Origin of the sequence: Desulfitispora alkaliphila, from assembly GCF_050433185.1 — a bacterium.
Taxonomy (GTDB): Bacteria; Bacillota; Desulfitisporia; order Desulfitisporales; family Desulfitisporaceae; genus Desulfitispora; species Desulfitispora alkaliphila.
In genome coordinates, this window is the sequence record NZ_JBNPXS010000053.1 from 1 (window position 1) to 16264 (window position 16264).

The 16264-nt window shown below is 37.8% G+C and carries 10 protein-coding genes and 6 tRNA genes; all 16 read right to left on the reverse strand.

The genetic code is table 11. The features are described 5' to 3' along the window. Positions 1-135 precede the first annotated feature (135 nt). Entirely contained in the window at positions 136-924 is a 789-nt protein-coding gene (locus GGQ84_RS14035; protein WP_429163440.1) for a methyltetrahydrofolate cobalamin methyltransferase, read from the reverse strand. A gap of 22 nt (positions 925-946) precedes the next feature. Next, positions 947-1906, reverse strand: a complete 960-nt coding sequence (locus tag GGQ84_RS14040; RefSeq protein ID WP_429163441.1) for an acetyl-CoA decarbonylase/synthase complex subunit delta — start codon at positions 1904-1906, stop codon at positions 947-949. A gap of 25 nt (positions 1907-1931) precedes the next feature. Beyond that, positions 1932-3836 (reverse strand): ASKHA domain-containing protein, encoded by a 1905-nt coding sequence (locus GGQ84_RS14045; RefSeq protein ID WP_429163442.1) that lies wholly within the window; start codon positions 3834-3836, stop codon positions 1932-1934. Positions 3837-3849: 13 nt separating this feature from the next. Next, positions 3850-5184 carry an acetyl-CoA decarbonylase/synthase complex subunit gamma gene (gene acsC, locus GGQ84_RS14050; protein ID WP_429163443.1) on the reverse strand — a complete coding sequence of 445 codons (1335 nt, stop codon included), beginning with the start codon at positions 5182-5184 and terminating at the stop codon, positions 3850-3852. An 85-nt stretch (positions 5185-5269) separates the two neighbouring features. After that, positions 5270-7450 carry an acetyl-CoA decarbonylase/synthase complex subunit alpha/beta gene (gene acsB, locus GGQ84_RS14055; protein ID WP_429163444.1) on the reverse strand — a complete coding sequence of 727 codons (2181 nt, stop codon included), beginning with the start codon at positions 7448-7450 and terminating at the stop codon, positions 5270-5272. A gap of 32 nt (positions 7451-7482) precedes the next feature. Next, a complete protein-coding gene (gene cooS, locus GGQ84_RS14060) occupies positions 7483-9504 on the reverse strand; it encodes an anaerobic carbon-monoxide dehydrogenase catalytic subunit (RefSeq protein ID WP_429163445.1) in 2022 nt (673 codons plus the stop codon). A 418-nt stretch (positions 9505-9922) separates the two neighbouring features. Next, the gene (locus GGQ84_RS14065; protein ID WP_429163446.1) at positions 9923-11578 is read right to left on the reverse strand and encodes an ABC1 kinase family protein; all 1656 of its coding nucleotides are present in this window, start codon (positions 11576-11578) and stop codon (positions 9923-9925) included. Positions 11579-11608: 30 nt separating this feature from the next. Next, positions 11609-12466 (reverse strand): DegV family protein, encoded by an 858-nt coding sequence (locus GGQ84_RS14070; RefSeq protein ID WP_429163447.1) that lies wholly within the window; start codon positions 12464-12466, stop codon positions 11609-11611. Positions 12467-12590: 124 nt separating this feature from the next. After that, positions 12591-12665, reverse strand: a tRNA-Gln gene (locus tag GGQ84_RS14075). Between the two features lie 19 nt (positions 12666-12684). Beyond that, a tRNA-Tyr gene (locus GGQ84_RS14080) sits at positions 12685-12769 on the reverse strand. A gap of 8 nt (positions 12770-12777) precedes the next feature. Next, positions 12778-12853, reverse strand: a tRNA-Thr gene (locus tag GGQ84_RS14085). Positions 12854-12862: 9 nt separating this feature from the next. Then, a tRNA-Asp gene (locus GGQ84_RS14090) sits at positions 12863-12938 on the reverse strand. Between the two features lies 1 nt (position 12939). Beyond that, positions 12940-13015 (reverse strand) — tRNA-Glu (locus GGQ84_RS14095). Between the two features lie 2 nt (positions 13016-13017). After that, a tRNA-Pro gene (locus tag GGQ84_RS14100) sits at positions 13018-13094 on the reverse strand. A 76-nt stretch (positions 13095-13170) separates the two neighbouring features. After that, on the reverse strand, positions 13171-15309 hold the full coding sequence (locus tag GGQ84_RS14105; RefSeq protein ID WP_429163448.1) for a cell division FtsA domain-containing protein: 2139 nt from the start codon (positions 15307-15309) through the stop codon (positions 13171-13173). Between the two features lie 26 nt (positions 15310-15335). After that, a complete protein-coding gene (locus tag GGQ84_RS14110) occupies positions 15336-16109 on the reverse strand; it encodes a CheR family methyltransferase (protein WP_429163449.1) in 774 nt (257 codons plus the stop codon). Positions 16110-16264 lie beyond the last annotated feature (155 nt).

Consider the following 16264-nt stretch of genomic DNA (forward strand, 5'->3'; position numbering starts at 1 on the left):
ATGGACACCCTTGTCATTGGCTAGTGGTTCCCACTACCAAGCCCACAGCGGACTTTCACCGCCAAGTTACCGCCCGTGCCGGGCACACATAAAAAGAGCGAGTGCATCTTAACACTCGCTCTTTCTACTATTGTTTTATCTGCTTTTAAATACTTTTACGTATGAGTCACAGTAAACGTTTTTGTTTAGTAAGATATCTGCCGTAGCTGCAGCCTCTATTAGGTCATCGTCATTTGCATCTACTATAGCAGCATCTAAACCAGCTGTCATAGCCATAGCCATGTAAGTTTTATTAATTAAAGAACGATCAGGAGCTTTTTGGGAGACATTACTAAGTCCTAGCACAGTTCTAGGCGCGGGATTTGCTAGCATTTTAATCTGTCTAATTGTCTCTAGTACTTCAGGGGAGTGATCTTGAGCTACATTAACTGGTAAAATCAATGGATCAATATATAGGTCTTCCATAGGTAATCCAAACTCATCAGCAGCTGCTACTAATTCCATAGCAAAAGCTAATCTATTTTCCGCATCTTTGGGTATACCCTTTTCGTTCATGGTCAACCCAATTAGAGCAGCATTGTGCTTTACAGCCATTGGGAATACTCGCTCAATCTTTGGTCTTTCAGCTGGACATGAGTTTATCATTGCTGGCTTTTTACATATTTCTAAACCCGCTTCGATAGCATCGAAATCAGTGGAGTCTAAACAAAGTGGAGTATCACTTACTTCTTGAACTACTTCAACCATCCACTTCATTGCTTCTACACGATTATCAGCACTTGGGCCAGTATTAATGTCTAAGTAATGAGCGCCACCCTCTTCTTGCTTCTTAGCCCACTCTTGTAAAGGCTTAGGATCCCGTTCTTGAACAGCCTTGCCAATGTCCTTAAACATTCCATTAATTCTTTCACCAATAATAATCATCAAATTACCCCCTCATAAATTTTTACTTATTCATTAGCTCATCAATATTCTTCTTAACTTTTGCTAACGATTCTGGGTGTCTCAACAATAAAATACTAGCTCCGGCTTGTAACAACGAAGCCGCTGTCATAGCCTCCCACGCTATTCCTCTAGTTTCTAAATCCCCCCACTGAGGGAATTCTTCTTCACTTGCATTTGCTTCCTTTGCTCTCCATGCTTCATACCCAACTGTACAAATCATTGGCATTGCTAACATTTTGTCATTTTGCAGTGAACCTAATCTCGCTCGCTCCATAATAGAGTAAGCGTACTCGATACCATAGCCCAAACCTCCAATCATCGGGTCAATGGCAATCCTATTTAGTGGCAGGTTCATTTCGTTGATTAAAATATTCAACTGCTTACAAATATTAATATCCAATGGTGATCTGGCAATAATTGAGTGCTTATGTACCATACACGCAGCTGTTAGTGACTTATAGTTTTCCTCTTCAGCAAGTCCGATTAATAAGTTTTCCCCAGTTGTAGCTTCAGCTATTGCAGTGAGCACATCATTATCCTTTTCCTCCACGCCACAGCCAACTACTATTAGGGGAACACCTACAGCTTCTAGGACTTCCTTAACCACAGCTACGCAGTCCTCTTTAGATTTGTCGCCTCTATCTGGGTGAGCTCCATCTAACTTAAGATAAATTACATCAGCACCATATTCTACACATTTTTTAGCCCAATCACCAGGCTTATCCATAACCCCTTCAAAGGGTTTCTTTAATACATCATTCCAAGCTGGAACAATATCTTGTACTTCTAACGCCACTATAGGTCTGTTTTTTACCTCACCTTCAAAATGTAAGAATGGTAAAGTAGCATCTCCACCTACAGTGACTGTATGAGACCTAGTACCACCTTCTTCTTTTGTTGCACCTAAAACTAACTCTCCAACTTTACTACTATACTTTTCTTTTACTAGGTTGACAGCCATAATCTTCTCTCCTCTCCATGCAAAATTAATTTACAACAGATGGAAACTGACTTAAATCTGTATGGGGTAAAAATAGCGCTGATACGAATTCATCCATAAAGACATTTCCTACCGACAGCTCCAAGTAAGTCATAGATTTCCCTATAATCTCTTCTGCTTCTCGCCAAGCATTTAGTGACAGCAAACCTACCTTAGCACCTTTAACGGAGCTATTGCCGATGAACTCATATTTTTCAATGGGTAGGTCTGGCAAAAGACCAATCTTTATTGCGTCTTGAATGTTTAAATAGTTGCCAAATCCCCCTGCAATAATAATTTTAGACAAAATAGTTTCATCTAACTCCATCATCTTAAGCATAGTTCTAATACCTGAGTAGATAGCTCCCTTTGATCTAATCACGTTCTTTATATCGCTCTCGGTAATAACGATATCAGAGTCAAGACCTGAATCTTTTCGCCACGCTAAAACAAACTCCACATCATCTTCTGTTTTTCGCAAGCGATTACTACTAGTATCACTTTGGAACTTACCAGCCCTGTCTATTATCCCTACCTCTCTTAGTTTAGCGAGGCAATCGATCAGTCCAGAGCCGCAGATTCCAATAGGTTTTTTAGACCCAATAGTAGTGAGCTCAACTTCAAAGGTTTGTGGGTCTATCTCTACTTTTTCAATAGCTCCTGTCATTGCGCGTACTCCGTGCGTAATCCCTCCCCCCTCAAAAGCGGGACCAGCAGAGCAAGCACAACAAACCATCCATTCCCTATTACCTAGAATCATTTCACCGTTTGTTCCGATGTCAATAAAAAGTATTATCTCCTCAGATTTGTGAAGATTAACGGCCAACGCTCCAGAAACAATGTCTCCGCCAACATAACTTGCAACGGAAGGAAAATTGTAAACATAACCCTCCGGGTTGATAACTAGGCCTAAATCTTTTGCTTTAAAAGGTGGAACATCAGAAAACATTGGGATATACGGTTCTAGTCTAATATTTTTAGGATTAGCGCCTAAAAACAGATGCGTCATTACCGTATTTCCAGCTACTGTAGCCCCTATAATCGATCTATCATCTAAGTACTTTTTCTCCTTAATTTCAGTAATCAACTGGTTGACGGTGTCAATTACTGATTTTTGAAGCGCTTCTAGTCCACCTTCTGTATCACTTGCGTATACTATTCTAGTAATTACATCATCCCCATACCTAGTCTGCTTATTATAACTTCCAGCAGAAGCTATAGTTTCACCAGTCTCTAGGCTTATTGCATTTACTACAACAGTAGTAGTACCGATGTCAATGGCTAGGCCTATAAAGTCATTATCAACTCTTTGGAAAATATCAATAATTTCGGCTCTATCCCCAAAGTCTATATAGCTTACTGAAACTTGCCAATTACCGTCGCGCAAAACAGAATTGAGATCTTTTAAGACTGTTAAATTAACTCTCACATTGTCATATCCGATCTTTCTTTTGAACTCAGCAATTAACCTGTGTAAATCACTGGAATTTTCAGTCAATGTAGGCTCTTCTAACTCAATGGTGACTGTTTTAAACAAAGGTGAAAAGTCGTATCCATTGACTTTTTTATTTCCAGCCTCTACAACTACTAAGTCTTCATCTTCTATAAGCACTTGTTGGCTTTCTTCTACTCTGCTTTCTTCAGGAATGGTAACAGTTATCGGACTGTTTACTGTCGTTTTACAGGCTAAGACGTAACCAGCTACCTGATGTTTTCGGGAAATATTCCCTTTATCTCGTATTTCCACATTGCCTTCAGTTATTTGAACTGCACAACGTCCACAACTGCCATCTCCTCCACAAGTACTCTTGATTTTAATTTCAGCTGTATCTGCTGCTTTTAAAATATCTGTTCCGGTTGGTACTTCAATAACTTTGTCATCTGGTAAAAAACGCACCCTGTGGACTGTCACAATTGATCACCCTTTACGAAAATTGACTTTTTGCAAAAGCGGGAATACCTGAAGCTTCTCTAGGTCCTACTATTACATTCCAACCAGATGCCTCGTTTAATTTACCGCTTATTACAGCTACATATCCAGGTATAACAATATTGCGGTGATTTACCTTTTCTTCAATACCTAACCGTTTGAGAGTCTCAGAAATTTTATCTCCCTCATACTTACCTGCAGCCCAAGCAGTTAAAACGGAAGTTCCGTCTGTATCGATTGGGATAATGTAGCTTGGTATTTTACTTGCCTCCACTTCACCTTCCACACTGTAATAGGTCAATGAGAAGTTTGTAGTTAAGTATACAGGCGAATCTGGTGTAACTTCACCTACTTCGTAAACCTTCTCTTCTACTTGGATAGGTTTCTGTGGGTCAGTGTAAATATTCTGTCTCCAAGTTAGCAGAGCTAACACATCAGCGCGATTTGTAGTGTCAATCACTGTAATGCTGGCATACTTTGACACGTATACTTGCGCTTGAAGAGCTTGATCTAAGCTATCTCCTTCTGTTGCAAACACCATGATTGGATAGCCAAATGGTCTGAATTTTTTCTTAATTGCTTGTCTGCGCATTTGTACAAGATCTTCTAAAGTTTGACTTGTTTCTCTATTTCCGCTGTCGATTACTAATTCTTTATATTCTTTAGATATTTTTTGAACTAATTCAGCTAGTGAATTCAAATCATTACCCTTGACACCTAGAGGTACAGAGTTATCTTTAGCAAGCTTCGTCATAGCCTCATGGTTATTTTCAGTAGCTGGATAAATTAATGGCTTTTTATCTGCTACTACAGCTAATGCCTGCTCTAGAATTCCCGCATCTTCACAGTATAGAATAAATGCTTGCTTTGACTTAGCTACCACTGCCTCTACAGCAGCCTTATATGTACCAGCGTCACCTGAGTCACACTTTACTACTACAAAATCTACTTTGTATTCCAAACCAACTCTTTCAAATTCTAGAGAATTAATTTCCTCAACTTTAGCATTAATCTCATCAGTACTTAATTTATCAGATACTAAAAATCCGACACCCGTTGGATGATAAAAAGTTTTATCGTGTCTAAATAACTCTGTCTCATCACCTAACTCAATTTCTGCATCCCCTGTTCCTACTTTTACTAATTTAATTGGTGGTGCTGAAGCTGCATCTAAATTTTCTTTGGCTTCATCAGAAACATACGGGCATGAATCAAGAGATGCCTTGCCTGAAGCTAGTGCCATAGCAAATGCTAGACAAGTTGGAGGCCCACATTCTCCACAGTTTTTCTTAGGTAATTGCTTGTAAATTTCCAGACCTGTTAAACCCATAACTCTAACCCCTTTCTGTAATAGTCTATAATTGTAAAGCTCTGTCACTAGCGATAAAAGCTAGTGACAGAGTTGATGATATAAATTACATCATTGGATCCATTGTCAGTGCAGGATGCTGCTTTTCCTCTAAGAATGGAAGGATTTCGTCAGCTGTGGTGCCAATTGTTTCATCGGCAATTTTATCATAGAATTCTTCTCCCAGCCCCTCATCCTTAAATCTTTGAAGCAAGTCTTCTTTTATGCTTTCTTTCAGTTCCTTAGGCATCCAAACAATTCTTGCTAGACCGCCATCCGCAGGAATGAACTTACGACTTGCTACATATGTTCTACCAATTCCCATGAAACCAGGAGTCTGCATTCCCCCACCTACAGATCCTGCTAGAGTTGAGAAGCTCATTCCACATGGGGTCATGCCGCTATGCTCTCTAGTGGTAATCATGATGCCATTGGCTTCTGGCACAATGGCCATGATTGCCTCAAAACAACCACAAGAAGTCATAGGTCGATCCATCATAGTATACATGTTAACTTCTTCTAAGTTCCGGTTTGATGAAGTATAGTAGTACTCATTGACGCTCTTCCACATACCTTTTTCTTCATCAATGGCTTCCCCTTTAACAATTGGCTGATTTGGACCTGTTGGATTAATTTCAAAGGACGCTTTCGCATCGAGCCAGCTAACAGCTCCACATAGTCCAACCCGCTCAGGAGAAACTATACATACGTGGTTTGGAGCAAAGGACTGACACAATAGACATGAGTAGAATGTGTCTACTGCTTCATCAGTTAAGCCTCTCAATCTGTCATCTCTCTTAGTATAGTAGCTTCTAGCTTCCTTAAGATGCTTATCTACCTCAGCTTGGTCTGTATAAAGAGTTACCTGTACTCGGTCTACAATTGCTGGGAATTCTTGCTTAAACTTGGCCAAGAGCAATTCGCCAATGTGGGCAATTTTCATGCCCTTTGCAATGGCTTCCTTACTTATTCTTACCCAGCAAAGGTCTCTCTGGGCAACGTGCCATAGTCCTTCACCGTAATTTGTGAAATAGTGAATTCTTCGCTCAAGTACACCCTCAAAATCCTCTTCCATTTTTCTGCCAAAGATATCTACCACAATCCCTAATGGCAACCTATCCCCTTCATTTACCTCATCAACCTCAGGTCCCACAACTGTTACCTTGCCGTCCTCAATTTGATCTTGTGAAACCATTCGCACTAATTCAAAAGCAGTAGACTTACCGCCGCCAAACTCAATATAAGTATCTTTCTTACGGATAGTCTCACCTTCAAAGGCAGGACCGTGATTGATAGGAATATCAATATCAATAGCAGTGCTCTTAATACCTCTAATTTCAAATGCTGTTTGAATCATTTCATCGTAGTTTGGTTCGCTTATATACCAATCTTTAATTTGCTCGTCTTCATCAAGTGGCTGGTCTGTCAGTGTTGGGAACCCTAAGAATGCAGCTCCCAAGGAAGCAGAGACTTTTACTTCGTCTCTTTCTCCTAACTGCAGTACAAATGCCAATACTCTTCTATATTGATAATCTCTATGCAAATCTCTTTCCCCTGGGGCAATACCCCCAAAGGCCATTCCAGCTCTAAGCGCAAAGTTTACTGCGTGGATTATCTGAGTAAAGTTTCCTAATGGAAATGCAATGTAGTCAACTCCTAGCTTTACGTTTTCTTCTAGAAGCTGTTCAATTATTTCATCACAAAGAAAGAGCATTAACCCTTTACCCATTAACTTCTCGATAATCTTTTTCGCGTCCGCATTAGTTCTGGCTCTACCAACTACTACGGCAACTCCTGGAATAGTCCAGTCAACCATTTTAATTCCGTACTTTCTTATTACTGGGTCACCCAAGAAACCAGTCCATGGTTCTACTGGCATGGAATCTTCTCGCAGGTATTTCACAATTTCAATAATTTCTGCTGCATATAAAACAGATTCTCCAGCTAGTAAAGAGTTTTCGAAAGTTAACTTTTCGTAAATTTGTCCCCTCATTCTGTTCAAAATTGGTGGTAATTGCCCCAATTTTGTAACCTCTTCACCACTAAGTGATCTGATAACTGGTAAATAGTAAGCTGTATCAGGATAGTTTATCTCTTGGTCCGCACCGTACTCCAAAATAGCTTTATTTAACAGTATTTCAGCATAGCTAGTGGCTGTTATTGCGCCGTTATAAACTTGCTGAAATAGCTTTTTAGGTTCTTTGCCTTCAACAATCACGTCTTCGTAAATCTGATCAAAGTTAGACATTATCTTAGTCTCCCCCTTTCGAGATTATACTTTTAGTAGCCTTGACATAAATCAGTTTCATACTTCTCTTTAGCTTCTTTGTGGACTCTCAATTTCCAAGCCCTGTACTCAAGGCTACTTAACAGCTTAGTAGCAGCAACTGCTCCATCAGTCTCAAACATGAAGTAACCGCCAAATACATCAGAAGCAATCTGAGTTGCTACACCATAAACTAGTTTACTTCCTTCAATTGGTGGTAATACACCTACGTGTACAGGAACACCTAATGCTAACCAGTAGCAACCAATAGCAACTGCCTTTTCACTCATAGCTTCAGGGGCAGAAACTGCAAATGGAAGCTTTGGTACATCTATGTTCATTTCATTAGCTAGTTCATTGGCCAACCGAGCTCCTCTTGAATAGTCTACACAAGAACCTGTATGGAACATTAATGGAAGCTTTTCTTTTAATTTGTCTCCAGCAGCATCATTCAGTTTGTTTATGAATGCTTTTAAGCCTTCACCTGCATACTGATCTACTGCTTCAGATGTGAGTAATCCTTCTTTAGCGTATGCTTGGGCAGCACAACCACCACAGATTACAAATATATCATTGGCAACTAATTCTTTGGCAATCTTAAGGTGATTGTCATCCTGAATTCCCTTAAGGTTGTTACAGCCAATCAGATATGCTATACCCTTAATTTCGCCACTTTCTAATGCATCAGCAAGCACTTTGATTGGGTTATCTGGATTGATATATCCAAAGATCTCCTTCATTGCCTCTAAACTAAATCCAGCAGTAACTTTGTTCTTGATTTGAGGTATATCTACTTCTTTTCCTTTTCGTTCTTTAAAAGTATCTATTGCAAGTCTAACAATTGCCTTTGCAGATTCCACTGCATTTTTCTCATCAAAGGCATAATGATAGGATCCTGGAATCTTACTCGTAGGCATTGTGGTAACTAGCTTTGTATCAAAACACTCACTAGCTGCTCTCAGCCCAGGCATAATACATTGTACGTCTACAACCATTGTATCAACTGCACCAGTCATTATAGCTAGCTCTTGTGAAGCGAAACTAGTAGCTAGAGGGACACCCTCTCTCATTAGAACTTCGTTACCAGTACAGCAAATACCTGAAATCCCAATACCAGTAGCACCTGCTTGCTTAGCTTCGCTCTCTAAATCTCTAGCAGCTTGAACGACCATTTGACTTAATAGTGGGTTGTGCCCGTGAACAATAACATTTACCTGATCTTTTTCTAGAACACCTAAGTTAGCCTCTGTAACAACTGGCTTTGGTGTGCCAAAGAGAACATCTGTACAGTCAGTAGCAAGAGAGCATCCATTGATGTCTGCTAATGCTGTTTTTAATCCTCCAAATATTATGTTTACAGGATCAGCGTCCACACCTATATGGGTTTGACCTAATAGGCTAGTTACTGTTCCATCTATACTAGAGGGCATAATATCAGTAGCAATAAACTTCTTCTTTCGCCCTTCAGTGAGAAAGCTATTAATCCAAGTAATAGGCTTGTCGTCTTGTCTTCCGAAATCATTTAAGGCTTCTGTTGCTACCTCTTTAGCTAGTTCTTCATCTGATTTCCCTTCAACTTCTATGCCAATGCTCTTGGCAACATGCTTTAATTTATCGGGATCTGTAATCTTGTAATCTGGTGCTCCACCATCAGTAGTGTGGAGTAAAACTTTTGCCAGATGTTTTCCGTGTTCAGAGTGGGCAGAAGTACCACTGGCCACTAAGCGCACTATGTTTCTAGCCACAATAGTGTAGGCATTAGCTCCACATATCCCCTTGCTATCAGGGCCATCTCCATCCTTAATCCTACAAGGTCCCATAGCACAAACTCTACAACAAATTCCCTCATAACCAAACTTACAGTGAGGTTGCTGAGCTACTGCTCGATCAAATGCTGTGTTCAGATTTAAATCCTTAGCTTTCTTTAAAACCTCCAGAGCTGCCGGGTCCACTGTTCTCTCTCTAAGTTTTCTATCTGGTACCCTAGGAGCATCTGATGGCTTAGAAGTATGCGATACATCTCTAAATCTAGGCATTTTTTCTACCTCCTTAATTAAATTTCTCTTCAAATAAGGGTGCTAAATTTCTTGAATTTTTCGTTAATTTTTCACCTACTTTCCAAAAAGAGATTTTTAAAATTAAGTTTGAAATGATTATATTTTTATGAAAGCTTATTTTGCAGGCTTGGTAAAATACTAAATTCTGAAATGACTCTGTGAATGACGTTGTGTAAACGTAAACGATTTGAATGTTAGACGTGATTTTTATTGCTTGGGATTATCTGTATAAATTAGATTATAATACTTCTTCTACAGAAACTTTTTTTTTCCTTCTCTTGTTAAAAATAGTACAGACTTTTTTTTATTAAACAGTCAAAAATTCTGTCTAATAGGAAGTTATTTAATTTAAACGGTAATAAAAAAACATGTACTTAAAAAAAAGTACATGTCTAGCTCAGTATCGACCTGAACGCAGAATAGATATAATTAACCAAAGCCCTAATACAAAGGCCACTACAAAACCTATTTCCGGTATTAGAATTTGCAAGATAAAAGAATCTTCTGTTCTTCTTGCTATAAGAGATGAACCAATAATAATTGAAGCCAATACTATACTAAGAGCAATCCGGTTGGAAATAATGTTCAATTGTTTTAGCAGGGGTACAAGTTTTTTGTGCTCAATCTTAACCCTTAGTTCACCATCTTCTATCAAGGTGAAGACTGATTGCAGTTGCCTAGGAATTGAAATCATAGATTGAGTTAAGTCATAAGCACTATTAACCAATTGCCTTCTAATATATTTGGCATTATAGCGTTTTTTAAATAAATCCTTAGTCATAGGTTCAGCCATTTCTACTACACTTAAATTAGAGTTAAGATTTTTCACTATACCCTCAACTGTAATAATAGCTTTCATAATTAAGCCAAAATCGGCTGGTAGTTTGAGTTGGTTTTTATTTATTATGTTAACTAAATCGTTTAAAACTTGTTTCATTTCAATTTCTTCTAAAGCTGTACGATAATATTTGCTTCTAAATTTGCTCAAATCATTTTTCAAATCTTTTTTATTTATACTACGACTAGCTATACCAAAGTCCAATAAAATGTTAACCATAGTATTAATATCCTGCCGTACCATAGCTAACAGCAAATCCGTATACTTGCTTTGAGCCCATTCGTCAATTTTCCCCACTTGGCCAAAATCCATAAAAACAACCTTGTTATCTACCACTCCTAGATTACCTGGGTGTGGATCACTGTGAAAAAAACCAAAAATAAATACTTGACGAAACATGGATTGAACTAACCTATTGGCTATTATGTCTGGTGAATTACTGCCTATCTGTTCCGAACTAGATATTTTGGAAATTTTAATACTATCTATATATTCCATAACTAACACTTTGTTGGTTGTATATTCCCAAATTACATTAGGAATAATTACTGTGGAATCGTCTTTAAAGTTCTCAGTAAAGCGGTCCATATTTCTAGCTTCTAATAAATAATCTACTTCGGCTCGTAAACTATAAGAAAGTTGGTCTACTACTTCAAGTAAATTATAATTTTTTGCCCATTCTGCTTTTTTATCTATAAGTTGAACAATATCCCAGAGAATTTCCAAGTCTGATTCCATTTTCTCTTTCATTCCAGGGCGCTGAACCTTTATAGCGACCTGATAACCATTCTCTAACATTCCCCAATGAACTTGCCCAATTGAGGCTGATGCAATAGGCTTCCACTTGAAATCTAAAAATATATTTTCAACTTTATCTCCAAGCTCACTTTCTAATACACTTCGCACTTGTTCCTGGGGAAGAACAGGAACATCGTCCTGTAGCTTTTCCAGTTCTTCTATGTATTCTTGAGGCAACAGATCCATCCGGGTACTCATAATTTGACCGAATTTAACAAAAGTAGGCCCCAGGTCTTGCAAGACGTTTTTAATTCTAACAGGCATTTTTTTTTCGCTGTCCTTAGATACAGTTCGTTGCTTATTGGGAAACAAATCGGACAAGCCAAATGTATCTAGGGTATAGCCGAAGCCATGTTTTACTAAGATATTTCCGATTTCCTTATACCTGCTTAAATTTCTGTATCGTTTTTGCAACATATTAAAACCACCTTAATGTGCTAGTTATGTTTAAAGTGGGGGCAATTTTCCGAAAGAAATTCCAATAGATCCAGGCCCCACGTGAGCGCCAATAACCGGCCCCACATCTTGAAGATTAATTTCTAGCTCAGGGTACAGATCATTTAATTCATTTCTCAATTCTTTAGCTTCTTCCAGGGTATCTACTTGCGGTATGGTTACCCACAAGCCTTTTGTACCATTTTCTTCAATAAATTTAGTAAATACACTTTTTAATCTAAAAAGAGCTTTTTGTTTAGTACGTACTTTTTCAAATACATCAATTTTACCTTCATGAATATGTAGAATAGGCTTAATCTGAAGAATAGTGCCCAAAAGTGCTTGAGCGCCACCTATTCGGCCACCCCTTTTTAGGTATTCCAATGTATCTACTAAAAAAAGAACTGTAGCATTATCTCTCATTAGCTCTAACATTTTAATGATTTCTGCTCTAGAATAACCTGCTTTAGCTGCTTTGGCAGCGTGAATTGTCATTGCTTGTAATCCTGATATAGTAGATTTAGAATCAAACATAGATATTTTAGCTTCTGGCAGGAGGGTTGCCGTACTTTTAGCATTGTTAAAGGCACCACTTAATTCAGAAGATAAATGAATAGATATTATTTCATCACCCTCTTCGTGGATCTCTTTATATACCTTAAGAAAGTCACCTGCTGGAGGTTGACTTGTGGTAACTGCCTCAGTTGAGTTTCGCAGTTTATCGAAAAACTCGCTGTTGCTGTAGGTTGTTCCCTCTCTAAAATTATCATTTTCTAAAATAACGGCTAAGGGTACTACTTGTATATTAAAATCGTTAATTTGCTTTGAAGTTAGATAGGCTGTGCTGTCTGTTACTATTCTGATACCCATAGGGTTTTACCTCCCACTATCTATTAGTATTAATTATATTTCGTGAAATTTACTATAAATTCCTGCTGTGACATTAAAAGAAAAATACTCTCTACTTAGCAGAGAGTATTGTAATTACATTAATTGGCTGGGGCGGCAGGATTCGAACCTACGCATGCGGGAGTCAAAGTCCCGTGCCTTACCGCTTGGCGACGCCCCACTGTTTTGTATATGTATTATGGTGGAGAGGGAAGGATTCGAACCTTCGAAGGCTGAGCCGGCAGATTTACAGTCTGCTCCCTTTGGCCACTCGGGAACCTCTCCTAAATAAATGGAGCCGACGATGGGACTCGAACCCGCAACCTGCTGATTACAAGTCAGCTGCTCTGCCAATTGAGCTACGTCGGCTTATTAATATGGCGGAGCTGACGGGAATCGAACCCGCGATCTCCGGCGTGACAGGCCGGCATGTTAACCGCTACACTACAGCTCCTTGGTGACCCGTACGGGATTCGAACCCGTGTTACCGCCGTGAAAGGGCGGTGTCTTAGACCCCTTGACCAACGGGCCGCTGGTCGGGGCGGAGGGATTTGAACCCCCGGCCCCCTGGTCCCAAACCAGGTGCGCTACCAAACTGCGCTACGCCCCGACTTCGAACGACAAGTTCAATTATAACTAAATAATCTATTTACGTCAATATGTTTTTTACAAAAAGTTATGTTTTTTTATTGCCAATTTAATTCAATTTTGTCGCCCTGTTGTAGTCTAGTAGTAAACTGAGCTGGTTCTCCATTTACTTTCATATTAAGTTTTGTTTGCGCACCCATAGGTGGGTTTGCATAATTAAGATGACTTAATACATCTGCCATAATCATATTAGTATTTTTACCGACAATTGAAATTTTATCCCCAATTTCTATAACTTCATTTGTATTTGATTCTTTACCGTTTTTGTAAATTTTCGACTTATAAGGCAATGGAACTTCTTTTCCGTTTACTATGATATAAAAATCATTCCAAACACTTGCTCCTACAAATTCTAAAAGTTCACTAACAGTGTTGACTAACTTTTTTCTTTCCAAAATCACATGATCACCATTTACTAAAATAGTATTTAAAGGGCAGTGCTGTTCATTAACTTTAACAACTTCACTCAAAATATTAATATCTCTTTTAGTACCATTTAAGTGCAATGTACAACTATCCATAGGAAATTGCTGTAATCTATAGCCTTTGTATTGCAAGAGGTTACCTAAATTTTCTAAAAATATTATTTTAACTATACTGTTATCCTCTAATGTTAACATAAAATTGTTGATTTTATCACCGTTGATTGTTATTTCTGGTTTAAGAGAAACTTTTTCTCCATTAAGTATAATTGTGGGCCATTGGTTTTTATCTAATAAATCGATTACTTGAGCTTGCCTGTCTATTCCATTACGCCCTTCCACAATATCGATTTTGCTGTATTCATCAATAGTAGTTTTAGTGTTGGCTTCTTTACCGTTAACAAAAATTTTTCCTGGAGTACCTACTGTCCCTTTTAGTATTGTTAATTTTCCGTTTACTGTAACTGTTAAGGAGCGTCCTGGTTTCCCATGAATTTTCATGGGTGAAATACCTGCTCCAATCAGTGCATCTAAAACAGTTGCTTCTCCATTACTAAAAAAACCAGCCAACTTTCCATTGACTTCAACATTTATCAACCCAGAACGTTTATTTGAACTTAGAAATATTCCAATCGGAGTCATTAGTTCAGGACCATTAAATTTATTAGGTATACTCTTTATATTATTTATAATATCTTTTCCTTTAACAACGACTCTCTCTAAAGGTAAACCAAGCTTGTTGGCTAAAACACTAGGCAGTATTGGTAACATACTACCTCCCCCAATACAGAATACTGCTTGAGGACTTTTCCCATTGATATTCAGAATTTCTTTGGCTATTTTATCTGCTAAGTCTTCTATAGTACTCTCAATTTTAGCAATTATTTCTCTTGAATTTGCCTCTATTCGTTGTCCTAAAACATCATTATAATATACTTGTTGTTTATAAAGATTCCGCTTTAGCATTTCACCATTATCAAAATCTAGTAGTAGCTCAGAGCAAAGGGCTTCTGTAATTTCATCTCCCGCAACTGGAACCATAGCATATGCGTTTATAGCCCCTTTTTGGGTAATTGCTATGTCTGAAGTACCTGCACCAATGTCCACAAGAGCTATGTTTAATTGGCGCATATTATCTGGTATTACTAGCTCACTAGCTGCTATAGGCTCTAAAGTAAGGCTATGCATCTCTAAATTACACTTTTTTAGTACAGTAAAAAGAGAATCAACAACTAGTCTGGGTAAAAAGGTGACTACCACCTCAACACCCATGGAGTTGCCCTGTTGATCTAAAAGGCTTCCAATTTCAGTATCCTCTAAGTAGTATTTCTTTACACTATATCCTACACAATGATATGTATCAGAACTGTTATTAGATTTGTAGGAGTGGTGAATTTCTTGTTGTGCTTTTTGTACTGCTTCAATTTCTAAGTCTAAAATTTGTGCATTAGTGATAGGGGTTATTTGACTTAAGTTGACTTTATTAGAAGCAGATATAGTTATTAGTGCTCGACCTGCAGCAGCAACAGCAGCTTTTTTTAGCTTCATGTTTGTCTTTTTTTCTAGTCTACTCTTGACAGTTTTGACGACTTTAGCAACCTGCTCAATGTTATGAATTTGCCCATCTATCATAGCTCTATTGCGATGTTCGATAGCTTCAACAGCTTTTATGCTATTAAGATCTCCTCTTTTTTCACCTACTAGACCAACAACACTCCTAGTGCCAATATCTAAAGCAAATATATGCTCTGACAAACTAACACCTCTTTTCATTTAAACTACTAATATGGTTTCTGATAGAAGAATGCAGCAATTGATTGAAATCCTATGTCTCTTGAATTAAATATTTGCTCTGTATTTCCTGTGAAAAAAACTCCTCCAGGTCGCAAAGATTGGTAAAAACGTTTATATAACTCAAACTTGGATTCCTCGGTAAAATAAATAACTACATTGCGACAGAGAATTAAGTCAAAGTTTTTATCAAAGGAATCCTTTAGTAGATTTTGTTTAGAGAATTTAATATTTTTTTTCAATGAGCTATTAACTGAAAAAAAGTTACCCTGCTTAGTAAAATATTTTTGAAGATCACTCTTATTTACATTTACTATAGCTTTGTCACCATAGAGACCTATTTCCGCCTTTTTTAGAACCTCGTCGTCTAAGTCTGAAGCATGAATGCTGTATTTAAGAGTAGGAAAATCTCTTTCTAAAATAATAGCAAGGGTATATGGTTCTTCACCTGTTGAGCACCCTGCACTCCATATTTTTAAATTTTTATTTTTTTGTATTAACTCAGGGATAACTTTTTTAATTAATGTATCCCATTGGGCTGGATTGCGAAAAAACTCTGACACATTAATTGTTAAATGGTTTACAAACTTCTTATATATTTCATTGTGGGAATTAATAATATCAAAAAACTGGTCTAAATCAACTTGCCCATTAGACCGAGCAAAGGATCTAATTCGTCGCTCCATTTGCTTTCGCTTATAAAAGTTAAGATCAATTCCTGATTTATTTTTAAATTTTTCAATAAATCTTTCAAATTCTTCCACCTACATCCCTCACTTCAATTTTATCAAATTTAATCTACTAAGGTTATTTCTTTTCACAAATGAGACTTTTGCAAAATAAGCTTTTTGCTTAAAAATTAACTTTACCAAACAGCTTATTTTGCTATTTGACTTGAATAAAGTAAAGGTTTCACTCT

Bases quoted from the DNA above. Each gene is read 5' to 3' on its own strand.
- GGQ84_RS14065 (WP_429163446.1), bottom strand. From the start codon at position 11,578: ATGTTGCAAAAACGATACAGAAATTTAAGCAGGTATAAGGAAATCGGA.
- acsC (WP_429163443.1), bottom strand. From the start codon at position 5,184: ATGGGTTTAACAGGTCTGGAAATTTACAAGCAATTACCTAAGAAAAAC.
- GGQ84_RS14035 (WP_429163440.1), bottom strand. From the start codon at position 924: ATGATTATTATTGGTGAAAGAATTAATGGAATGTTTAAGGACATTGGC.
- acsB (WP_429163444.1), bottom strand. From the start codon at position 7,450: ATGTCTAACTTTGATCAGATTTACGAAGACGTGATTGTTGAAGGCAAA.
- cooS (WP_429163445.1), bottom strand. From the start codon at position 9,504: ATGCCTAGATTTAGAGATGTATCGCATACTTCTAAGCCATCAGATGCT.
- GGQ84_RS14040 (WP_429163441.1), bottom strand. From the start codon at position 1,906: ATGGCTGTCAACCTAGTAAAAGAAAAGTATAGTAGTAAAGTTGGAGAG.
- GGQ84_RS14070 (WP_429163447.1), bottom strand. From the start codon at position 12,466: ATGGGTATCAGAATAGTAACAGACAGCACAGCCTATCTAACTTCAAAG.